At 57.7% G+C, this 21164-nt stretch carries 23 protein-coding genes; 16 read left to right on the top strand and 7 right to left on the bottom strand.

The genetic code is table 11. The features are described 5' to 3' along the window. Positions 1–145: 145 nt before the first annotated feature. Genes I8E17_RS27795 through I8E17_RS27780 form a run of 4 tightly spaced genes read right to left on the bottom strand, consistent with a single transcriptional unit; the run spans position 146 to position 2421 of the window. Positions 146–460 carry a PRC-barrel domain containing protein gene (locus tag I8E17_RS27795; protein WP_113366093.1) on the bottom strand — a complete coding sequence of 105 codons (315 nt, stop codon included), beginning with the start codon at positions 458–460 and terminating at the stop codon, positions 146–148. After that, entirely contained in the window at positions 457–822 is a 366-nt protein-coding gene (locus I8E17_RS27790; protein WP_069614326.1) for a hypothetical protein, read from the bottom strand. Before I8E17_RS27790 ends, I8E17_RS27795 begins: the two co-directional genes overlap by 4 nt. A 1-nt stretch (position 823) precedes the next feature. Then, the gene (locus I8E17_RS27785; protein ID WP_113366094.1) at positions 824–2041 is read right to left on the bottom strand and encodes an Nramp family divalent metal transporter; all 1218 of its coding nucleotides are present in this window, start codon (positions 2039–2041) and stop codon (positions 824–826) included. Further along, entirely contained in the window at positions 2038–2421 is a 384-nt protein-coding gene (locus I8E17_RS27780; RefSeq protein WP_162750870.1) for a hypothetical protein, read from the bottom strand. The genes I8E17_RS27785 and I8E17_RS27780 overlap by 4 nt, the downstream gene beginning before the upstream one ends. A 297-nt stretch (positions 2422–2718) precedes the next feature. Between I8E17_RS27780 and I8E17_RS27775 the strand changes: the two genes are divergently transcribed. The 10 genes from I8E17_RS27775 (at position 2719) to I8E17_RS27730 (ending at position 12604) form a co-directional block, all read left to right on the top strand. Next, entirely contained in the window at positions 2719–3537 is an 819-nt protein-coding gene (locus tag I8E17_RS27775; protein ID WP_229002255.1) for a hypothetical protein, read from the top strand. Between the two features lie 2 nt (positions 3538–3539). Then, positions 3540–4265: a metallophosphoesterase gene (locus I8E17_RS27770; protein ID WP_113366097.1), complete on the top strand. Its 726-nt coding sequence runs from the start codon at positions 3540–3542 to the stop codon at positions 4263–4265. A 214-nt stretch (positions 4266–4479) separates the two neighbouring features. Continuing rightward, the gene (locus tag I8E17_RS27765; protein WP_113366098.1) at positions 4480–6882 is read left to right on the top strand and encodes an FdhF/YdeP family oxidoreductase; all 2403 of its coding nucleotides are present in this window, start codon (positions 4480–4482) and stop codon (positions 6880–6882) included. A gap of 26 nt (positions 6883–6908) precedes the next feature. Beyond that, complete coding sequence (locus tag I8E17_RS27760; RefSeq protein ID WP_069614321.1) at positions 6909–7514, top strand: cytochrome c; 606 nt, start codon at positions 6909–6911, stop codon at positions 7512–7514. Continuing rightward, positions 7511–8509 (top strand): cytochrome c oxidase subunit II, encoded by a 999-nt coding sequence (coxB, locus tag I8E17_RS27755; RefSeq protein ID WP_069614320.1) that lies wholly within the window; start codon positions 7511–7513, stop codon positions 8507–8509. Before I8E17_RS27760 ends, coxB begins: the two co-directional genes overlap by 4 nt. A 35-nt stretch (positions 8510–8544) precedes the next feature. Then, entirely contained in the window at positions 8545–10419 is a 1875-nt protein-coding gene (ctaD, locus tag I8E17_RS27750) for a cytochrome c oxidase subunit I (RefSeq protein WP_229002278.1), read from the top strand. Beyond that, positions 10416–11018 carry a cytochrome c oxidase subunit 3 gene (locus I8E17_RS27745; RefSeq protein WP_069614318.1) on the top strand — a complete coding sequence of 201 codons (603 nt, stop codon included), beginning with the start codon at positions 10416–10418 and terminating at the stop codon, positions 11016–11018. The genes ctaD and I8E17_RS27745 overlap by 4 nt, the downstream gene beginning before the upstream one ends. Then, positions 11015–11326, top strand: coding sequence for a hypothetical protein (locus I8E17_RS27740; RefSeq protein WP_113366099.1), 312 nt, complete (start codon positions 11015–11017; stop codon positions 11324–11326). Before I8E17_RS27745 ends, I8E17_RS27740 begins: the two co-directional genes overlap by 4 nt. A gap of 20 nt (positions 11327–11346) precedes the next feature. After that, a complete protein-coding gene (locus I8E17_RS27735; RefSeq protein WP_229002277.1) occupies positions 11347–12210 on the top strand; it encodes a cytochrome c oxidase assembly protein in 864 nt (287 codons plus the stop codon). Next, a complete protein-coding gene (locus I8E17_RS27730) occupies positions 12185–12604 on the top strand; it encodes a c-type cytochrome (RefSeq protein ID WP_113366100.1) in 420 nt (139 codons plus the stop codon). The genes I8E17_RS27735 and I8E17_RS27730 overlap by 26 nt, the downstream gene beginning before the upstream one ends. A gap of 6 nt (positions 12605–12610) precedes the next feature. Here I8E17_RS27730 and I8E17_RS27725 read toward each other — a convergent pair whose 3' ends face one another. Together I8E17_RS27725 and I8E17_RS27720 are read right to left on the bottom strand one after the other, a co-directional pair. Continuing rightward, entirely contained in the window at positions 12611–13516 is a 906-nt protein-coding gene (locus tag I8E17_RS27725; protein WP_113366101.1) for a cytochrome c, read from the bottom strand. Positions 13517–13657: 141 nt separating this feature from the next. Next, the gene (locus I8E17_RS27720; RefSeq protein ID WP_229002254.1) at positions 13658–14218 is read right to left on the bottom strand and encodes an NUDIX hydrolase; all 561 of its coding nucleotides are present in this window, start codon (positions 14216–14218) and stop codon (positions 13658–13660) included. Positions 14219–14582: 364 nt separating this feature from the next. Here I8E17_RS27720 and I8E17_RS27715 point away from each other — a divergent pair, with 364 nt between their 5' ends. The 5 genes from I8E17_RS27715 (at position 14583) to cyoD (ending at position 19218) form a co-directional block, all read left to right on the top strand. Continuing rightward, positions 14583–15038, top strand: coding sequence for a hypothetical protein (locus I8E17_RS27715; protein WP_113366103.1), 456 nt, complete (start codon positions 14583–14585; stop codon positions 15036–15038). 133 nt (positions 15039–15171) lie between these two features. After that, positions 15172–16101: a ubiquinol oxidase subunit II gene (cyoA, locus tag I8E17_RS27710; RefSeq protein WP_083258258.1), complete on the top strand. Its 930-nt coding sequence runs from the start codon at positions 15172–15174 to the stop codon at positions 16099–16101. 2 nt (positions 16102–16103) lie between these two features. Continuing rightward, positions 16104–18116 (top strand): cbb3-type cytochrome c oxidase subunit I, encoded by a 2013-nt coding sequence (locus tag I8E17_RS27705; protein WP_113366104.1) that lies wholly within the window; start codon positions 16104–16106, stop codon positions 18114–18116. Then, entirely contained in the window at positions 18113–18805 is a 693-nt protein-coding gene (locus I8E17_RS27700; RefSeq protein WP_113366105.1) for a cytochrome c oxidase subunit 3, read from the top strand. Before I8E17_RS27705 ends, I8E17_RS27700 begins: the two co-directional genes overlap by 4 nt. Then, positions 18805–19218: a cytochrome o ubiquinol oxidase subunit IV gene (gene cyoD, locus I8E17_RS27695; RefSeq protein WP_113366106.1), complete on the top strand. Its 414-nt coding sequence runs from the start codon at positions 18805–18807 to the stop codon at positions 19216–19218. Before I8E17_RS27700 ends, cyoD begins: the two co-directional genes overlap by 1 nt. Positions 19219–19433: 215 nt before the next feature. On the opposite strand, the gene I8E17_RS27690 is transcribed toward cyoD, so the two are convergent. Further along, positions 19434–19637, bottom strand: a complete 204-nt coding sequence (locus I8E17_RS27690) for a hypothetical protein (RefSeq protein WP_113366107.1) — start codon at positions 19635–19637, stop codon at positions 19434–19436. A 213-nt stretch (positions 19638–19850) separates the two neighbouring features. Between I8E17_RS27690 and I8E17_RS27685 the strand changes: the two genes are divergently transcribed. Further along, entirely contained in the window at positions 19851–21137 is a 1287-nt protein-coding gene (locus I8E17_RS27685) for a divalent metal cation transporter (RefSeq protein ID WP_113366108.1), read from the top strand. Positions 21138–21164: the final 27 nt, after the last annotated feature.

The following is a 21164-nucleotide window of genomic DNA, read 5'->3' as shown; positions in this document are numbered from 1 at the left end:
GTCGCGCCTAGTGAACCAAAGCAACGATGAGACGCCCATCTCTCACAGAATGCGATTGCCATTTCCAAAATGGCGAACTTCTAAAGGCCTTTAGAATAAAGCCGGTGCGCATCGCAAATAAGATTCATCAGCAATATCTGTGCGTTCACGGTGCGCTCGTCCTGAGTTCGGCGACGGTGCATCGGAGTTTAAGTTGACCGGAATTCCCTACATCGAGCTTATCCCATGGAACGATATAGCCAGTCGGCCGCCGTTCGACTCCGAAGAGCCGTAGCATGACGTTGCCGATCGTCGTTGCCGATATTCTTTCGAGCAAACCAAGAGCTCCGAGGTGATATTCGACAACGAAGAAATCTTCGTCCGCAGCTTCCGCTTTGATCTCTTCCAAGCGTGCGATCGGCTGACCATTTAAGTCGTGAACCTTCATTCCAAGCAGGAGCTCCAGATGTATCTCCGTCATGACAACCCTCCCGGAATGCGCCTGAGAATATGTTGTCTCAACCATTCCTGCTTCTGTTCTAGCGGTGTTTCGCTGTTGTCGATATCAACCTCAATGTCGATGCCCACATCAGTGACCTTCGACCAAGGAATCCGATAGGGGCATTGATCGCGCTCTGCCCGCACCCGTTGGGAAAAGGCAAGCAGCCGGCGATATAGGCGCTGGCTCAGCCTTCGCAGCAATGTCAAATGGCCCATTTCGACAAAGCTGATCTTGAGCCGGCCGTCGTTTTCGGTCGTAAGCACGATCCCGTCGACCTTTCCGATACGAGCCTGTCTGCGATCGACCACCTGCTTGTCCAGAACGTCGCGCACAAGATACATGTCAGCCTCCCAGGATTTCCAGAGGTGTAGTTACAATCGAAAGCACGAAAGCCATCGCGACGATAAAGATGACCGCGGCATTGCCGATCCACCCGTTTCTGTGCTTCCCTACATAGGTCGGATCGTTCATCAGGATAAGGAAGGGAACCACGCCGAACGGCAGGCTGAGAGCTGAGAGGGCCATCGAAAAGATGGTGATCCGAAGCGGATCCAAGCCGATGACGATTGGGATCGCGGCAATCATAAGGCAGGCTGTGTAGACAAGGCAAAAGGCGGGATTTTCTTTCGGCTTCATGTTTTCCGACCAATTCCATCCGAAGCCTTGTGCGACTAGATAGGCCTGTGCCAGGCTCACCTCGAGGGTCGCGCCCAAACATGTAATCCCGAGCGAGATCGCAAAGAGGCAAAGTCCCCATTTTCCAAAGGCGGGCGTGAGGATCATGGCAATCTGCTCATATCCTTCAATGTCTTCAATCCCGTTCGAGGGGTAAATCATTGCAGCCAGAACCATGACTGCGGCGGTAATGATCGCGCCGAAACTCATGCCAAGGATCGCGATCGCGCGATTGGCGCCAAAGTAGGTCTTGTCCCATTCGTCTTCGATGGCACCGGAGGAATAGAAGTAAAAGAGATAGGGCGAAATGACAGCGCCCAATATTCCGACGACGATGAAGCTATAATGTAGCGGATCTTTACTCGGCAGCGTCGGCACAAGTCCTTTCGCGATTTCGCCCCAGTGCGGATCCATGACAAACACGGCGACGACGAAAGAGAGCGCCAGAAGCCCCAGGGACGATATGCCATTCTCGATAAGGCCGAATGTGCCCCGCCAGAGCAGCAACCAAGCGGTAAATGTCACCGGCAATGACCACCACGGAAATTTCACGCCGGTCAGGAATTGCAGCGCAAGCGAGATGCCGCCGATTTCGGCGGCAAGAACGAGAAGATTGACGATAAAGACCACGGATGCAGTGAGAAGAAAAATGTTGGAGCCGAAGCGATCCCGAATTCCGTCGACGATCGTATAATGGCTCGCGATTGCGAAGCGCCCCGACATTTCAACGAGGAAAATCACACAGATTGTGCCGAGAACAATAGCCCAAAGGGGAGTATAACCATAGGCTGCTCCTGCTTGGGCGGAGGTCGCGATATTTCCCGTTTCAAGAAAACCGCCGATGCTTGTGATGACGCCAAGCGATACCTGCAGCAATTTCTTCAATCTGCTGCTCCTGATTTAACTCTCAACTCGCTTTCGACGCTTCGCAAATCGCGAACATATCGGGAAAGCCCATCCGTCCGGCCATTGATGAGCTCGCGATGCGCTGAACCGGTGATCATGTTCAACCGGCCGGCGAGGGCGGCCAGATTCTCCGGAAATGTCGGAAGCTCCTTCGATAGGGAGCCGATTTCCTTTGCGCACCGCTCTATCGTCAGGATGGCAAAACTATTCGATACGAGCATTTCCGTTCGCGCGTCCAAGACCATCTCCGCCGTCGCGCTCCATGAGAGCACATCACGAATTTTGCGTTCGCGCTGTTGCTGTTCATCCGAGCAGGAGGTTAAGCAGACTAAGAAAAGGGCGATGATAAACAGTTTCACGACCGAGTCCTCGTGGCGTCCCGCGCAGCTCCTTTTCCTCATATAATCGAATAGAGCCGGGTGAGTTCCAACGCAGTGACGGATGGTACCGTCATGGAAGCCTTAATCTGGGCGGACGGCCTAGCACCTCGACCACAGCGATACGTTTGCAAGGACAAGCAGTTCGCGAATACCCCTTACTGATGATCCGTTGTCCGTGCGCTCAGTGGCGCATCAACATCTGTCTTAAATGGGCAATGGAACAACCGCCCGTCGACGGTGTTCAAGTCAATATGTCTTCAGCTAGGCGGCGATCAAATGAATGCTCCCGCGAATATGGATTTGAGCACCAGGGACAATTCGCCGATGGAAGCGAAGGCGGTGCCTAAGTTAATCGATCCGGATGCCGAGGCCTTCGTTGCGAGTGTTATCAAGGATCTCGTTGAGTGCCGGGTCCCGTTCCTTGTCGCGGGCACTTACGCAGTCAGCGCCTACACGGGAATTTCGCGCGAAACGAAGGATTGCGATATTTTTTGCAAGGCAGGCGATTTTCTACGGATTCTCTCGAATTTTCAGAGTCATGGCTATTCGGTGGAGGTGATAGATGAGCGCTGGCTAGGGAAGATCTCCCAGGGACGGCACTTCTTCGATGTGATCTTTGCATCCCCTGATGGAACGATGCCTGTAAACGATAACTGGTTCGAGGACGCCCGCCGGTTCCAGATGTGCGATTGCTCCGTTCGCATCGCTGGGGCAACCGAGCTAATCTGGTCGAAATGCTTCGTTCAGCTCCGGCATCGCTATGACGGCGCCGACGTCGCCCATGTGATCCTGAAGGCACACGACAAGATCGATTGGCGTAAGCTGTTGGAATATCTCGAGGTAAATTGGGAAGTGTTGCTGATCCACCTTCTCAACTTCCGCTGGATCTATCCTTCCGAGCGCGACAAAATTCCGGACTGGTTGATGGACGAGCTACTCGACCGTTTAAGCGCTCAGCGTGACCTGCCTTTGCCACAGACGAAGATATGCCGCGGCCGGATGTATTCTCGTGTCGATTTTGAAATTGACGTGAAGGAATGGGGCTTCGCCGACGTAAGCGGCGACGGCGAATGGCGCGACGAAGAGGAGAGTTGACGATGGCCAATGATCAACGACGGAAATTGAGAGTCGCCGCCGTCGCAGACCTTCATGTCAAGGAAGATCGGGAGCAATCCTATAAGGCGCTTTTTGCCGACATTTGTTCGGTCGCCGATGTCTTGGTCATCGCCGGCGATCTGACCGACCTCGGCAAGCCGAAAGAGGCCGAATTGCTTGCCGCCGACCTGCGCAACTGCACGGTTCCGGTGGTGGCGGTGCTCGGCAATCATGATTATGAAAGCGATGCCGTCGAGGAGGTAACGTCCATTCTCACGGGCGTTGGCGTGAAGCTTTTGAACGGCCGAGCAGTGGAGATCGACGGAGTTGGCTTCGTCGGCGTGAAAGGTTTTGCCGGAGGGTTTGGACGCTACATGCTGAGTTCCTTCGGAGAGCCCGCCATCAAGGCGATGGTCGCTGAAAGCGTCGATGAAACCATGCGGCTGGAAAACGCCATGCGTCAGGTTCGGGCCAGCCGCTCCATGGTGGTTCTGCACTATGCGCCGATCACGGAAACAGTCGTCGGCGAACCGCCGGAAATCTTTCCCTTTCTCGGCTCATCGCGTCTTGCCGAAACGATCGATCGCTTCAAGGTCGACGCAGTCGTCCATGGACACGCGCACCGGGGCAGCTATGAGGGCCGGACCCCCGCAGGAGCACCAGTTTTCAATGTCGCCGCCCACATCGAGAAACCCACGGGCAAGCCTTACGCACTCATCGATCTCTAGGGCATGATGCCGAGAAGTGTAGGCGTTTTTCGGACGAGATCACGCTCTACTTTTTTGATTCGAGGGCGGATTCAGATTTTAGGTCGACTCGACCTAAAATCATCCGGCTCTAGCGGAAATCCCGACTGACGCCATGGCGGTCGTCGCCGGCACAGGCGCTAGGGAACAGAAAAGCTTGTCGTTGGTTCTTTGTGGAAAATCGAGGATCTTCATCATGGCTACCCAACCGAGAAACGAACCATCGAAAACAGCCGGCAAATCCGCAGCAGGTGGATGGGGTTCTGCGAAGTCGGTGGGTGGCATTCTCCTTCGGGAGCATATTCCGATCGCGGGTCCATCCCTCCTGGCGCATCAGAACAAGTCCGACGGCTACATGTGTGTCAGTTGCGCTTGGGGCAAGCCTGCCAAGCCTCATCCGTTGGAGTTCTGCGAAAATGGCGCCAAGGCCACCAGTTGGGAAGTTACCAACCGGCGCGCCGATCGTGCCTTCTTCGCGGCACATACGCTCACCGAACTTGAAACCTGGCCCGACCATGATCTCGAGGAACAAGGGCGTCTGACGCATCCCATGCGCTGGGATGCGGAAAAGGACAAATACGTACCCATAGCCTGGCATGTGGCTTTTGAGGAGATCGGCCGCGAGTTGAGGGCGCTGTCCCCAGAGCAGGTTGATTTCTATACGTCCGGGCGGGCGTCGCTCGAAACGGCTTACATGTATCAGTTGTTCGCGCGCATATACGGCAGCAATCATTTGCCGGATTCGTCAAACATGTGCCACGAAAGCACATCCGTCGCCCTGCCGGAAAGCATCGGCGCTTCGATCGGTACGGCCATTCTGTCCGATTTCCAAAATTGCGACTGCATCTTCTATCTCGCGCAGAACGTTGGTACGTCCTCGCCGAGAATGCTTCACGACCTGCAGGATGCGGTCAACCGAGGCGTCAAGATCGTCACCTTCAACCCACTTCACGAGCCGGGGCTGCAGCGTTTCATCAATCCTCAGATGCCCGGTCAGATGCTCACCGGCAAGGAAACGCCGATTTCCTCGGAATACTACCAGGTCAAGAACGGCGGCGATATCGCCGCGCTTTTCGGCGTGTGCAAGGCGCTGATCGAGGCCGACGATGCTCTGAAAGCATCCGGTACCAGCAAGGTCGCGGGAAGCGATGCGATACCGGACGATCCCTCCGATGCCGGAACGGTTGCCTTTGCCGCAGCGATGGCCGCCGCCGACAAGAAGCATGTCCTTGACCACGATTTCATCCGCCAACATACCGCGGGCTTCGAGGAATTCGCGGCCGCGGCGCGAAATTACGATTGGGCCGAGCTGGAGCGTGTCTCGGGCCTGGCGCGGGCCCAGATGCAGCAAGCTGCTTCGACCTATGCCAACTCGAATGCGGTTCTCATGGTCTATGGCATGGGCCTTACGCAGCATGTCATGGGTGTCCAAAACGTACATATGGTCGTCAATCTCGCGCTTCTGCGCGGCAATATCGGTAAGCCGGGAGCCAATATCTGCGCAGTCCGTGGCCATTCGAATGTTCAGGGTCAGCGCACGGTGGGGATAACGGAAAAGCCGGGCCTGGTGCCGCTGGACAAGCTGGCCGCACTTTATCAATTCGAGCCGCCGGAATGGATCGGCCACACCACGGTCGAAACATGCAAAGCGATTCTTGAGGGCGAGACGCGGGCGTTCGTCAGCCTCGGCGGAAATTTTCTGCGAGCCATTCCTGAAACCGTCGCGATGGAGAATGCATGGCGGAAACTGCGCCTGACCGTCCAGATCGCCACCAAGCTCAATCGCAGCCACGTCATTCATGGCGAAATCGCGTATCTCCTACCGTGTCTCGGCCGCATCGAAATCGATGAACAGGCGAGCGGCCCGCAGGCCGTTTCGATGGAAAGCTCGGTCGCGCATTTTCACGGCTCGCGTGGAAGAGCCAAGCCCGCCAGTCCGGAATTGCTTTCCGAGCCAGCAATCATCGCCGGAATGGCAAAGGCGACGCTGACCAAGGGTGTCGTGCCATGGGACCGCTGGGTTGCTGACTATTCGACTATCCGCGACGCTATCGAGCGAACCTATCCGGAGACGTTCAAGGACTTCAACGAGCGCATGTTCCATCCTGGCGGCATTCCAAGACCGTTGCCCGCGCGGGAACGTAAATGGGTGACCCCCAATGGCAAGGCCAATTTCATTACACCTGACCGCCTGTTTCCGGAGTTTTCGCTCGATGCGCAAAGCGACGATGTCCTTCATCTCGCGACGTTGCGCTCCAACGATCAGTTCAACACGACGATTTATGGCTTTAGCGACCGCTATCGCGGCATAGAAGGAACCAGGCGAGTCGTCTTCGTCAACACAAACGATATAGGGCGCCTGGGCTTCGGCAACGGCGAGGCCGTCGATCTGGTGACCGCGATCGATCGGGAAACGGAGCGGCGGGTTACAGGGTTCACCATTGTTGCCTATGACATGCCGGAAGGATGTTGCTGCGCCTACTACCCGGAAGCCAACCCGCTGTTCCCGTTGAGCCATCATGACGCCAAGGCGAAGACACCGTCCTACAAGCTGTTGCCCGTGCGCCTTGTCCGCTCTGGCGCGGCTCCCGTTCATTGAATCCCGAACAGGTTGGAACATCAGCCATGCCGTGGGAGGTAAGTAGAGAATTCCTTGATCGCGCATTCATAGCCGTTGTTTTTCTGGTGACCCTCGGCGCGGCCGCGCTCATCGGCGATGCAAGAGAAGCGCGACAATATCGAACCGATCCCACCGTCGGAGCAGCCTTGGACGAGCTGCGCCTGATGCCGAACGGTATCAGCGGCACTCCGCCGGAAATCTATTTTGCCCTCGGCAAACCCTATGAGACCACCGCTTACGATCTTAACCAGGGCAAACGGCTCTATTCCTGGTTCGGCTGCGGGGCATGCCATGGCGACGGGCGTGGCGGGATCGGTCCTTCTTTCCTGGACGGCTGGTGGCTCTATGGTCCGGAGATGGTGTCGATAGCCGCCTCCATCCGCGACGGCCGGCCGCATGGAATGCCTGCTTTTCGCGACAAGATGACGATCGACGAGATCTGGCAGCTCGCGGGCTACGTCCAGACGATCGGCGCATATAAGGCCAAGACCACCGCGCCGAGCCGCAATGACGATAAGCAGACCCGTCCGGCGGAAAACCGTGCGCCGGCGGCAATTCTGTTCGACGAAGGCCCTGCCGGACCGAACGCTGTACAGGAGCCGTCCCATTGAAAGCGGGCGCTGCCGTTTTCCTGCTTCTGCCGGCCATCCTGATCGCGGGATGCAACGGCGCTCAATCGGCGCTGAATGCCGAGGGGGCCGCGGCCGTTCAGCTTAAGCATCTCATCATCGGGATCGTGGTCGTCTGCTGCGCCGTGTGGACGCTCATCATGATCGTCCTGGTCCTCGCATTGCTGCGCGCCAGGACCCCGCGGGAAAGTCCAAACTCCGAGACTGAGCAGCGGATGGGTAAGCTGGTGACGGCGGCCGTCGCGGCGACCGTTGTCATCATCGCGGGTTTGACGATTGCGAGCTTCTATGCAACGCGCGGCCTCGGCATGTCCGAGGATGCCGGTCTCGCGATCAAGGTTCGCGGCCAGCAATGGTGGTGGCAATTCATCTACGATGATGCCGATCCGACCAAGTCCTTTCAGACGGCCAATGAGATGCATATCCCGGTTGGTGTCGATATTCGCATCGAGCTCGAAAGCCTGGATGTCATTCATTCCTTCTGGGTGCCGAGCCTCGCCGGCAAGCGCGACCTCATTCCCGGCCGGCAGAACGTCATAACCATACGAGCGGAGCGGCCAGGCGTTTATCGCGGTCAATGCGCGGAATTCTGCGGGCTTCAGCACAGCCATATGGCGCTGTTCGTCATCGCCGAGGACATGGCCGCCTATCAGCGCTGGGCTGCCGCCCAGAGGGCCAATAGCGTATCGTCGGCCGATCCGGAAGTGATTGCCGGCAAGGCTCTTTTCATGCGCAAGCCTTGCGCGGCTTGCCATACCATACGCGGAACCGAGGCATCGGGGTCGACAGGGCCGGACCTGACCCATGTCGGCAGTCGTCAGACGATCGCGGCGGGCCTGCTCGATAATACCCGCGGTTCACTTGCCGCCTGGATCGCCGATCCGCAGACCTTGAAACCGGGAAACAACATGCCGATGGTTCCGCTCTCCAGTGACGAGCTGCGGCAGCTTTCCGCCTATATGGAAAGCCTGCGATGATGACGGACGACAAACCGACACAACCGACGGATTTGATGTTCGATGACGGCGAGCTCGAACGGCGGCTCGCGCAGACCTGGACGACGCCGGCTGGTGTCTGGGGTGCCCTCACGACGGTCGATCACAAGATCATAGGCCGCCGCTACATTGTTACCGCATTCGTTTTTCTCGCCTTGGGCGGGCTGCTCGCGCTCGCGATGCGGCTGCAATTGGCGCAGCCGGAGGCGCGTTTCATCGGCCCGGACCGCTACAATCAGATTTTCACCATGCATGGCTCAAACATGATGTTCCTATTTGCCGTGCCGGTCATGGAAGCCATGGCGGTCTATCTCGTGCCGCTCATGGTCGGCACCCGCAATATCGCCTTTCCGCGCCTGAATGCCTTTTCCTATTGGATCTATCTCGCCGGCGGTCTGCTGTTGTGGATCTCGTTTGCGCTTGATACCGCGCCCGATGTCGGATGGTTTGCCTATGTGCCCTTGTCCGGTCCGCAATATGGCGCGGGCAAGCGCGCCGACCTATGGGCGCAGATGATCACTTTCACGGAAGTCGCGGCCTTGGCCGTCGCGGTGGAAATCGTCGTCACTGTGTTCAAGCAGCGTGCGCCGGGCATGTCGCTCGACCGCATTCCGCTGTTCGTCTGGTCGATGCTCGTCACGGCCTTCCTCGTCATCATGGCCATGCCGGCAATCATGCTCGCCAGCTCGACGCTGATCCTCGATCGTCTGGTGGGGACGCATTTCTACAATCCCGCGGAGGGCGGCGATGCGCTGCTATGGCAGCATCTGTTCTGGTTCTTCGGCCATCCCGAGGTTTATATCATCTTCCTGCCAGCCGTCGGCATGGTGTCGACGATAACGGCAACCTTCTCGCGCCGCCCCGTATTCGGCTATCTTCCGCTTGTCATGGCCCTGATCGCAACCGGAATCCTGGCTTTCGGCCTTTGGGTGCATCATATGTTCGTTGTCGGCCTGCCGAAGCTCGGCGAGAGCTTCTTCACCGCCTCCAGCATGGCGATCGCCATACCCGCCGGCATCCAGATATTTTGCTGGCTGGCGACGCTATGGAGCGGACGGCCTGTTTTCAAGACACCGCTATTGTTCGTCATCGGGTTCATCGTGACCTTCGTCATCGGTGGGCTGACCGGGGTGATGGTCGCCTCGGTTCCGTTCGATACCCAGGTGCACGACACCTATTTCGTCGTCGCACACTTCCATTACGTCCTGGTCGGCGGCGCCGTTTTTCCCTTGCTCGGCGCCATCTATTACTGGTTTCCCAAGATGACTGGACGGATGATGAGCGAGACGCTCGGCCGCTGGGCATTCGGGCTGATCTTTGCCGGCTTCAATCTGACCTTCTTTCCGATGCATATTCTCGGGCTCGAAGGCATGCCGCGGCGCATCTACACCTATCAGCCGGAAATGCCCTGGGCCGGGATGAACATGTTCGTGAGCCTCAGCTCCCTTATCCTTTCACTGGGATTCCTCGTCTTCTTCATCGATGTCATCCGTAGCGCTCGATCCGGGCAGATCGCCGGTGATAACCCATGGAATGCCTCGACGCTTGAATGGGCGACATCATCGCCGCCGCCGTGCTTCAATTTCCGCCATATCCCGGTCGTCGACACTTGTGATCCCCTGTGGACGCAGCCGGATGAACTCGCGGTTGCCGGCGGGCTGCGCACCGACCGGCGCGAATTGATCGTCAGCAGCGTCGTCGAGGCGCAACCGGAAGCAAGCGAGTCCTCGCCGCGGAATTCGATCTGGCCGCTCCTGGCGGCTCTCGCCACGACGGTGATGCTGATCTGGTCGATCTTCTCGCCATGGGCAGTCATTTGGGGATCAATTCCGATCGGGATCACTTTGACTGGCTGGTTCTGGCCGAAGCAGACGCCGGAGGATGAATCATGAAGGAGCGTGTCGTCCTCGATGTTTCAAGGCTACCGCCTCATGGCATGGGGAGGGCAAGCCCGACCTGGTGGGGAACCTGTGCCTTCATGCTCATCGAAGGGTCCGGCTTCGCATTGGCAATCGCGGTCTATTTCTACTTGATGAGCCTCGCCCCGCACTGGCCGATCGACGCGCCGGCGCCGGGCCTCGTTCCCGGAACGACCCTGACCGCGATATTGCTGGTAAGCGTCGTGCCGAACATTCTCGTGTCTCGCTGGGCACGGCAAAGAGATCTACACAAGGTGCGGATCGGGCTTATCGTCATGTCGGTGCTCGGGGCGGTGCCGCTGATCCTGCGCGGTTTCGAATTCGTCGTCCTCAACATACGCTGGGACGCCAATGCCTATGGCTCGATCATATGGACCATGCTGGGGCTGCATACGACCCACATCGTCACGGATCTCATCGATACGCTGGTACTGACCGGCCTGATGTTTTCGAGGCATGCCGATAACCCGCGACGCTTCGGCGATGTCGAAGACAATGCCATGTACTGGAACTTTGTCGTGGTGGCGTGGATTCCCTTGTATGCATGCATCTACTGGGTACCACGCCTATGATGACCACAGCCGCAAAATATGGGGGTTTGATCCTTGCCCCGCTTGTATGGGCCGGCAATACCCAGCTTGGCCAAGTTCTCCCCTATGTCGATTGCAGCCGGCATACGCATTGGTCCGTCCTGACATCTTCCGTCGCAGTTCTGCTTGCGCTGGTGAGCGCGGCGATCCCGCAGGCTGGTTTGACGCCGGAGGGGGCGCGAACGGGGCTGTTCCTCCGCCATCTCAGCGTCCTCGTCGGGTTCGCCTTCGCCTTCGCACTTTTCCTGCAGGGAGGAGCCGCGTGGCTCTTGAACGTATGCGAACATTAGCCGCCCTCATGATCCTGCTGATGACGGGGCGGGAGGCTGCCGCCCATGGCGCGGAGGCGCACCTCTTTCATTCGGTCTGGACGATCGACCCGTGGATCGTGACACCGTTAGCGGTCGCGGCTTTTCTTTACGGCCGGGGTTGCTGGAGGCTGAGGCGACGCGCTCGAACGAGCAGGCCCGTCGTGGCGAAGCGCGCCGTTTGCTATTGGGCCGGGTGGCTGACGCTCGCCGGTGCGCTGCTGTCTCCGTTGCACTGGCTCGGAGAGCAGCTTTTTACCTTTCATATGATCGAGCACGAAATCATTATGGCGATCTCCGCTCCGATGATCGTCATCGCGCGGCCGGCAGGCATGCTTCTCTGGGGACTGCCGGATCGGCTGAGGCGCTGGACGGGGAGGGCGATGAGACAGAACTCCGCGCGGGTCGCATGGCGCTGGCTGAGCGGAGGAACCAATGCTACCTTATTGCATGCTGTCGCCATATGGGCCTGGCATGCGCCGATCCTGTTCGATGCCGCCGTTGGCGATGTCACGCTGCATCGCCTCCAGCATCTGAGCTTCTTCGCCACCGCTATCCTGTTCTGGTGGTCGATCTTCTGGCGCAGCAATCACGGCGTCGCGGCGTGGCATCTGTTCCTGACCATGCTGCACACTGGAGCACTCGGTGCGCTGATGGCACTTGCGCCGCGCGTCCTTTTTGTCGCGCAGACGCATGCTGCGGAAACATGGGGGCTTACGCCGCTCGAGGATCAGCAGCTCGCCGGGATGGTCATGTGGATTCCAGCCGGGACGATTTACGCGGGCGCGGCACTCGCGATGGCAGCCCTGTGGATAGCAAATGCCGGCAGGGGAGCGGGCCATGTCCCACGCATCCGCCCTTTATAGATATCGCAGCATCTGGCTGGGCGCGGCAGCCATTGCAGTGCTTTGCGCTCTGATTGGCACGAACATGGCAAAGACTCAGCAGAAGCGATTGCAGGTTGCACGCGTGCTGACCGAGGGCGGGGATCCCTCCCGCGCACCGCCGATCTTTCGTCGATATGGGTGCACCGGATGCCATCAAATCCCCGGCATAGCGGGTGCCGATGGTCAGGTGGGCGGGACTTTGGAGGGTCTTCAAAAACGGGTCTACATCGCCGGCGTCGTCAACAATACGGGCGATAACCTCGTTCATTGGATCGTGTCGCCGCAGGATTTTTCACCCAAATCGGCGATGCCGAAGACAGGGATCTCGGAAACCGAGGCCCGGGATGTCGCCGCCTATCTCTACACCCATTAATCCCATTCAGGGATGCGGTGTCGGCCGAGGAGGCAGGGTCTTGATGTAACGCGCGATGGCTTCGCGATCGCTTGGTGGCAACATCGCCATGTTGGTGACGACCTCGGCCATGGACGAGCCGACGCGGCCATGGTTCGGCGTGTTGCCGCTCTTCAGCATTTCCGCGATGTCGGCTTCGGACCAATTTCCGATCCGGCTCGGCGTGATGTTGGGAACGAAGCCTGTGTCTTCGGGATCGGTACCGCCGGCAAACCGTGTTTCTGGCTTTATCGCACCGAACATATTGCGCGACGAGTGGCATTCCGCGCAGTGGCCCAGGGTCTCGACCAGATAGCGTCCGCGAGCCAGGACAGGATCGCTGCTGACGGGTCCTTGCGTCTGCCCTTCACGGAAGAACAGCAATTTCCAAAAGCCCAGCAGGCGGCGCATGCGGAATGGAAAGAACAGATCATGTGGGGGCGGGCGGCCGGAAACCGGAGCCAGCGTCCTCAGATAGGCCCTTAGATCCCTGATGTCCTCGAGCCGCATGCCCGTATAGCTGGGATAGGGAAATACCGGATAGTAGTGCTCATGTCGCGGGGAAACGCCGCCAATCAAGGCATTGGCGAGATCGACGGCGCTCCATTTTCCGATGCCATCAACGGGATCGGATGAAATATTGGGTGCACGAAATGTGCCGAAAGGCGATGCAAGTGCGAGACCGCCGCCCAATTTCAGACGATCCTTCTGGCCTGGGGTGGCGTGGCAGGATGCGCAGTCGCCGGCGACGAATATAAGCTGGCCCCGCGCCGGATCGCCGTTATCTTGAAGGCGAGGATCACCCGTCGCAAAAGGCATGGCAGGTTCCGTCACGAACCAGATCACGGGGGCGGCCAGCAGGGCGGCCAGGCACAGCCAAGTCAGAATGCGCATGCGTTTTATCGACCGATTCGTGGAGCGCGAAGATCGCGCTCTCATAGAACTGCCCATTGGGCTATCCGTTCCGTTTGTGGGCGGCGGGCTCTAAAGATTATCGATAGTCAATCGCGCATGTCCCTTCCATTGGTTCCGTGCCTAAGTGGTGATCTTCAGAAGGTTTCCTCGCGCAAGGGCAAGCAGCAGGGCAGAGGTGTGAATGGCTTGGCAGATTCCACCCGTCAGGGCTTTGTTTACCGCTTCCATCAAAGGCAGCTGACGCAGTACGACACGTTCCGAAGGATCGTTCATCTGCGCTTGGCGCTCCGTCAGCCCGGTCGCTAAAACGATGTGGCTATAGTTGGTTTGCATGGCCGGATTGGGTGCAAGGCGCCCGCAATATTGCCAATGGCGAGCCTCGAAGCCGGTCTCTTCAAGAAGTTCACGCTTACCCGCTTCCAAAGGCGTTTCGCCCGCGTCTATTCCTCCACCGGGAACTTCGAGCGATATGATATTCAGTCCGTGGCGGTATTGCTCCAGCAACAAGACTGAACTGTCGTCACCAATTGCGACGACGTGCACCCAATCAGGGTATGAAAGCACGTAGTAGGGAGAGATCAGGTGACCTTCACTGGTTACGCAGTCGTCGGCCCTCACGTCGATCCACCGATCCTTTAGGATCTGCCGCGATGATTGGATCGTCCACGGCTTCAGTTCCATTGTCATTTCCCTCCGTTAACGCCATCTGGCCAGGAATTGGCAAGAGAATGTGCCGATCCCACTGCCTGACGTCAATTTTGCATTCACTCAACGCGCGTCGGCGATAAAGGTGCCGCGGATGGGTGGGAAAACGTCTTGCGCTGAGTTTGGTCAAGTCGAGATTCCTTGGAGTTGGAGTGCCGGAACGTGAAATCAGTTAAAGTGGAGCTTTGGTCGAAAAAGCAACCACGGAATGAATCATGTATCGTTTCTTTTCGGGTTCATTGCTGAGCGTGATGGTCGAGGCGCGGCACTGGAAAGGCGGGAACCAATTCGATTGCAAGGCGGTTAGGGAACACGGATGCAGGAACTAACGAGGAATGTCATGTCGAATGTTTCGAGAACAGGCACCGACGACGTCAATAATGCAACCAGTAGAACAACCTTCGGGCGATCGGTCGAGAGCCAGAGTCAGCTTCGGGATGCGGCAACCATTGCTTCAGCGACCGATATCGGGGAGGTTCTGAATATCTACCGTTTGGAACCCATCGCCGCTCTGGAAGATCCGCATTGGGACAACGCCCCCAATCATGGCACGGTTGTCGTGGCGGCTAGGACGGCAGGCGACGCGCGCATCGTGGCGGCGGGCAATGAGCTTGATTTTATGGAAGTCGATGCGGCCCCTGCCGAAGATGTGACGACCAGCAATGCGAGCGCATTTCGCGATGATAAGCTTTATACCGTGATCGAGATTGCTCGCGGTCGAACCGACCTCAAACGCGGCGTGCTGGATGGCGAGGTGTCTGTCGATACGATTGTTCCCACGCAAATCGATCGCTGATCATCTGACCTGAAGCTAGGAATTGCAGCGCTACGAAAACGGCGGCGCGCTGAATGCGGTAAGACGACATTTTGGATGGAACAATCCCTCACGTTGCAAGTTCGGGGAGCCGCAACGGAGAGGACGATCCAGAATGAGCGGCTTGGAAAATCCAAAATCGCCGTCCGCTCGCGGATGGCACGGCGCGGCCTTCTGCCTGTTGAGTTTCGGCCTTTCCTCATGTTCCGTAGCGGTACTGAACCCGGTCGGCCCCGTAGGCGCCGGTGATGCCTCGATTCTGATCAACGCCACAGTGATCATGCTCGCCATAGTGGTTCCGACCATCCTGCTGGCGTTCTGGATGGCATGGCGTTATCGCGCCTCTAATCCCCGAGCGGAATATCTCCCTTATTGGTCCTATTCCGGACGCATCGAGGCTGTCGTGTGGTCAATTCCGATCCTGACGATCATGTTCATTGGCGGTCTGATCTGGATCGGGTCGCACAGGCTCGACCCGTTCAGGCCGCTATCATCGACCAAGCCACCTCTCGAGGTGCAGGTCGTCTCGCTCGATTGGAAATGGCTTTTCATCTATCCGAAAAACGGGATTGCCACCGTCAATCAAGTCGTGATCCCGACCGGCACGCCGGTACGTTTTTCGATCACGTCGGCGAGCGTCTTCAACGCGTTCTTCGTGCCTCGGCTTGGATCGATGATCTACGCCATGCCTGGCATGATTTCGCAACTGCACCTTCAGTCGGATGAATCCGCTCGCCTGCGGGGCATATCCGCTCAATTTTCCGGCGACGGTTTCTCGGACATGCAGTTCGAGGTCAGAAGCGTTCCGGATGCCGAGTTTGAAACCTGGATGAAGAGCGCTCAGGCGACCGACCTTCCCCTCGATCGGGATGCCTATGGCAAGCTGTTACAGCAGAGCGAGCGCGTTCAGCCTGTGACCTATCGGTTGGCGGATCCCGGGCTTTTCGATGCCATTGTTCAACAGACGATTCCGCCAGGTCCCGGTCCAGAGGCCGAGTCCCCACAACATGCGGGTCGCGAGACTTCTACTGGCGGAAAGGATTGAACATGTTGGGAAAACTCGGGCTCTCGGCGATTCCCCTGTCTCAGCCGATCCCGCTGATCACCTCCATCGCCGTCATCCTCATCGCCGTCGTGGTCTTGATTCTGGTCACCGTAAGAGGATGGTGGCCCTATTTATGGCGAGAGTGGATCACAAGCGTCGATCACAAGCGCATCGGCGTCATGTATTGCCTGCTCGGTGTCGTCATGCTCATCCGTGGCTTCGCCGATGCGATCATGATGCGCACCCAGCAGGCGGTCGCGATCGATGCCCCCGGTTACCTGCCGCCCGAACACTATAATCAGATATTTACCGCGCATGGAACGATCATGATTCTGTTCGGCGCCATGCCCCTCGTCTTGGGGTTCATGAATTTCCTCGTGCCGCTGCAGCTCGGCGTGCGAGACGTTGCCTTCCCGACATTCAACTCGGTCGGGTTCTGGCTGACGGCCAGCGGTGCGCTGCTGGTGAATGTGTCGCTCTTCATCGGCGAGTTCGCCCGCACCGGGTGGCTTCCCTATCCGCCCCTCAGCGAGACGAGCTATACGCCAGGCGTGGGCGTCGACTACTATCTTTGGGCCGTGCAGATTTCCGGCATTGGTACCCTGATAACCGGCATCAATATCGTCACGACGATATTGAAGATGCGGTGCCAGGGCATGAGCTATCTCAGAATGCCGGTCTTCTGCTGGACCGCGCTGGCTTCCTGCCTGCTGATCGTGGCAGCCTTTCCGATCCTGACGGCAACGCTCGCCATGCTGACGCTCGATCGCTATGTCGGATGGCATTATTTCACAAATACGGCGGGCGGAAATCCGATGATGTTTGTGAACCTGATATGGGCGTGGGGACATCCGGAAGTCTACATCCTCGTCTTGCCCGCCTTCGGCATCTTTTCAGAAGTCTTTTCGACCTTTTCCGGCAAGCCGCTATTTGGCTATCGCTCCATGGTGGCGGCGACGATGTTCATTTGCATCGTTTCGATGCTGGTATGGCTGCACCATTTCTTCACGATGGGGGCCGGCGCCGCGGTCAACACCTTCTTCGGCATCTCCTCCAGCATCATTGCCGTCGGCACCGGCGTCAAAATCTACAACTGGATCTTTACGATGTATGGCGGAAGGGTTCGTTTCGAGGTGCCGATGCTATGGTCGATGGGCTTCATCTTCACGTTCACCATAGGCGGGTTGACGGGCGTCCTGCTCGCCATACCGCCAGCGGACTTCCTGACGCATAATTCCATGTTTCTGGTGGCGCATTTTCACAACGTCATCATTGGCGGTGTCGTCTTCGGCGTTTTCGCGGGGATGGAATTCTGGTTTCCGAAAGCATTCGGTTTCCGGCTCCATGCAGGTTGGGGCAAAGCAGCCTTCTGGCTGGCTTTCGCGGGGTTTTGGGTGACCTTTACGCCTCTTTACGTTCTCGGACTTGATGGGATGACACGGCGGCTGCAGCACATCGACGTTCCCGAATGGGCGCCCTGGCTTTATGTCTCCGTTGTCGGTGTCGCCATTCTTGTCCTGGGGGTCATCGCTCAGATCATTCAATTGGTGGTCAGCATTCGCCAGCGGGAAAAGCTGCGGGATATCACCGGAGATCCGTGGGATGGTCGTTCTCTTGAATGGGCAACCCCGTCGCCGCCGCCGTTTTTCAACTTCGCCGTCATGCCGAATGTCGAGGGCGAGGAGGCCTATTGGGGTATCAAACTTCGCGCCGTGGAATCACAGCAACTGTCGCCCGAACCGGATTATGAGCCGATCGAGATGCCGGTGAACAGTCCCGTTGGGATCTATACGGCCTTTTTCGCCACGATCTTCGGTTTCGCGATGATCTGGTACATCTGGTGGCTTGCCATCGTGGCGCTCGTGGCGGCCTTCATTGGCTTCGTGGTCTTCGCATGGCGCGACGTTCATGAATTCGAGGTTTCGGCCGACGAGGTCGCGCGCGTCGACCGTGTCCGGCGCTCCGCTCGCGAGGCGATGCTTGCGCGAATGTCAGAACAGGGAGTATTGCCATGACGGATACCGGCCTGCCGGCGAGCGTCGAAGCCATACGGCGCCTTCGCGAAGACCCGCATCGTCTGGGCCACCGTGCTCATGGCCCCGGGGAGCCCGCGGCGGGAACTGGCCAGGGCGCTACCGGCCCCGCGGACAAGCGAATTCTTGTCGGCTACGGCTTCTGGATCTATCTGCTCAGCGACATCATCATTTTCGCGTGTTTCTTCGCCGCATTCGCCGTGCAAAGGGGGGCGACGGCCGGCGGGCCGGTGATTACCGATATCGTCGATGTGCAACGCGTGGGATTCGAAACCGCGGCGCTGCTATTGTCGAGTTACACCTGCATGCTGTCATTTGCGGCGACGAACGCGCGCAACAAACTTTGGACGCTTATATTCCTGCTTATAACAGGCCTGCTGGGATTGATATTCGTTCTTCTTGAGCTGTTGGAATTCATCGAACTATCCGATCGCGGCTTCACGCCGCAACGCAGCGCAATGCTCACTTCCTTCTATGGGCTGGTCGGACTGCATGGGCTGCACGTCACGCTCGGCGGCGTATGGCTGGCCACGATGATGGCCCAGGTTTTTATAAAAGGATTTCGCCGCGAGATCATTCATCGATTGATCTGCTTCAATCTCTTCTGGCATGCACTTGATATCGTCTGGATCGGCATTTTCACGATCGTCTATCTGATGGGAGTTCGCTAATGAGTACCTCCGACACCGACACGGACATATATGATAACAGGCGGAACTTGCGGGACGACCATGCGCCCGGCGACGAGCCACCGGAAGAAAGCGGCCACTGGGTGTTGAACGCAAACCTGGGCCTGGGATTTTCTATCATTCTGACGGCTGCTTCCTTCTTGCTGGCCACTTCCAATATTGTTTACGGGCCGGCAATTCCGGTAGCGCTTATCGTACTCGCAATCGCGCAAATGGGCGTGCATCTGGTGTTCTTTCTGCATATCACCACGGGCCCCGACAACACCAACAACGTCCTCGCACTGGCATTCGGCATACTGGTAGTCGTGCTGATCGTTCTCGGTTCCATCTGGATCATGGACCATCTGAAGCAAAACATGATGCCCATGGATCAAATGATAAATATGCAGCCATAAGTATTTGGATCATGCACCCGAAAGCTGCGTGACGCCGCATCACAATGCTTGCCAAGTAGGGAAATGCAGTGAAGGAGCTTCAATATGTCACCGAAGTGCTTCGCTCTTCTATTTGCGATCTGCATTTCGCTGACGGCCGGATATATGTTCAGCTTCATATGGCTTTCCGCTGCGACAGCCTACTAGATTTTCATCCGGTCATGCGGAATCCGGTCTTATTCCTGTGTGCCCGGCTTGCTCCGATCGTTCTTGGAAATGCGCACGCCCGATTTACCAATCGGCGTCACCAGATCTTTTTCAAGGACGGTTGGGGCCATACCCCCTTGCTCACTCGATTGCCGGATCGGAGCGGGATTGTCCGATGTCGCTTTCCTGGAAGGAATGTTCGGACCGCCGGACTTTGGTTCTTTGCCTGTCATGATGCAGCCTTTCCTTGGAAATGAACCTTACTGCGAAAGAGCCGCAAAGTTCCACGAGATCGGAAGGGCGAGAGGTATTTGCCGGTCGCACGGAACTTCCGCCGATTTCGCCGCTTAGACGGAAATGATATCTTTCATGCGATTGTTTCATAACGAACTGACAACCCTTAGACGCTCCCCGGTCATGACCGCGCGGGTCCGGACGGTCTCGCAATGAAGCGCCAGGAGAGCGATGGATCCCCGATTAGGCAACGTCATCAAGGAGTGAGCCTGCTCGGCCGCGGTCTCATTTCTGGAGCGGCCGACGACGATCCCTCCGCAATCGGCACCTATGCCAGCGCCGGAGCACGCTTCGGTCTCGGGATGCTCTGGACCGCGCCCGTTACGCTGCCGATGATGTTCACGGTGGTGTACCTTTCATCGAAGCTCGGGCAGGTAACCGGACGTGGACTGTTTCAAGTCATCCACGACAATTATCCCCGATGGTTTCTTTATCTTGCGTTGGCCGGAGTCGTTATCGGCAATACGATCGAGGCTGCCGCCGACCTGGGCGGAATGGCGGCGGCCGTCAACCTTTTCGTGCCGCTTTCCGTTCCCCTTATCGTTGCCGTGATGGCGGTCATTCTGCTCTGTCTGCAAGTGATGGGCTCCTACATTCTCATTCGTCGAATTTTCCGCTGGCTGGCCCTTAGTCTGCTGGCCTATGCAGGCGCGGCTATATTGGCGAAACCGGACTGGACGGCCGTTCTTAAGGGCTCGCTCATTCCATCCATCGAATTCAACGAGGAATTTCTTTCGATCATCGTGGCGATCATCGGCACTACGCTGTCGGCGTATCTCTACACCTGGCAATCCAATGAAGAGGTCGAGGAAAAAATTGCCGAGGGAAAGACTTCGGTGAAAGCCAGACGAGGTGTCAGCAGCTCGAAACTGGCTCGGTCCCGCAAGGAAATCCTTGTCGGCATGACGTTCTCCAACCTGGTCATGTACTTCATCATTATGGCGACCGGCGCGACACTGCATGTTCAGGGGCATATGGATATCCAGACGGCCGCGCAGGCGGCCGAAGCGCTAAAGCCAATTGCCGGGCAGGCAGCCGGATACTTGTTTGCCGCTGGAATCATAGCGGTCGGATTTCTGGCGGTTCCCGTCATGACGACGGGAGCGGCCTATGACCTCGCCCAGTCAATCGGCATCAAGGGCAGCCTGAACGCCAGTGCCCGAGAGGCGCCGGGATTTTACGTCATCATCGCAGCGGTAACCTTGGTCGCGGTCGCGATGAACTTCATTGGCATAAATCCGATGAAAGCTCTGGTATGGTCCGGCGTGGTTCAGGGGTTTTCTACTCCGCCTCTCTTGTTATTGCTGCTGCTCATGACGAACAACAAGGCGATCATGGGCGAGCATGTGAATTCACGTCTTATGAACATCGCCGGCTGGCTGACGGTTCTGGCCATATTCTCGGCGAGCGCCGGGCTGGTGGTGACATGGATCATATAGGATGGGAGCTGGAGCAGACATCCGCCT

Source organism: Rhizobium sp. AB2/73, assembly GCF_020871915.1.
Classification (GTDB): Bacteria; Pseudomonadota; Alphaproteobacteria; order Rhizobiales; family Rhizobiaceae; genus Rhizobium; species Rhizobium dioscoreae.
Note: the sequence above shows the minus strand (reverse complement) of the source record. Positions and strands in the feature narration are given on the sequence as shown.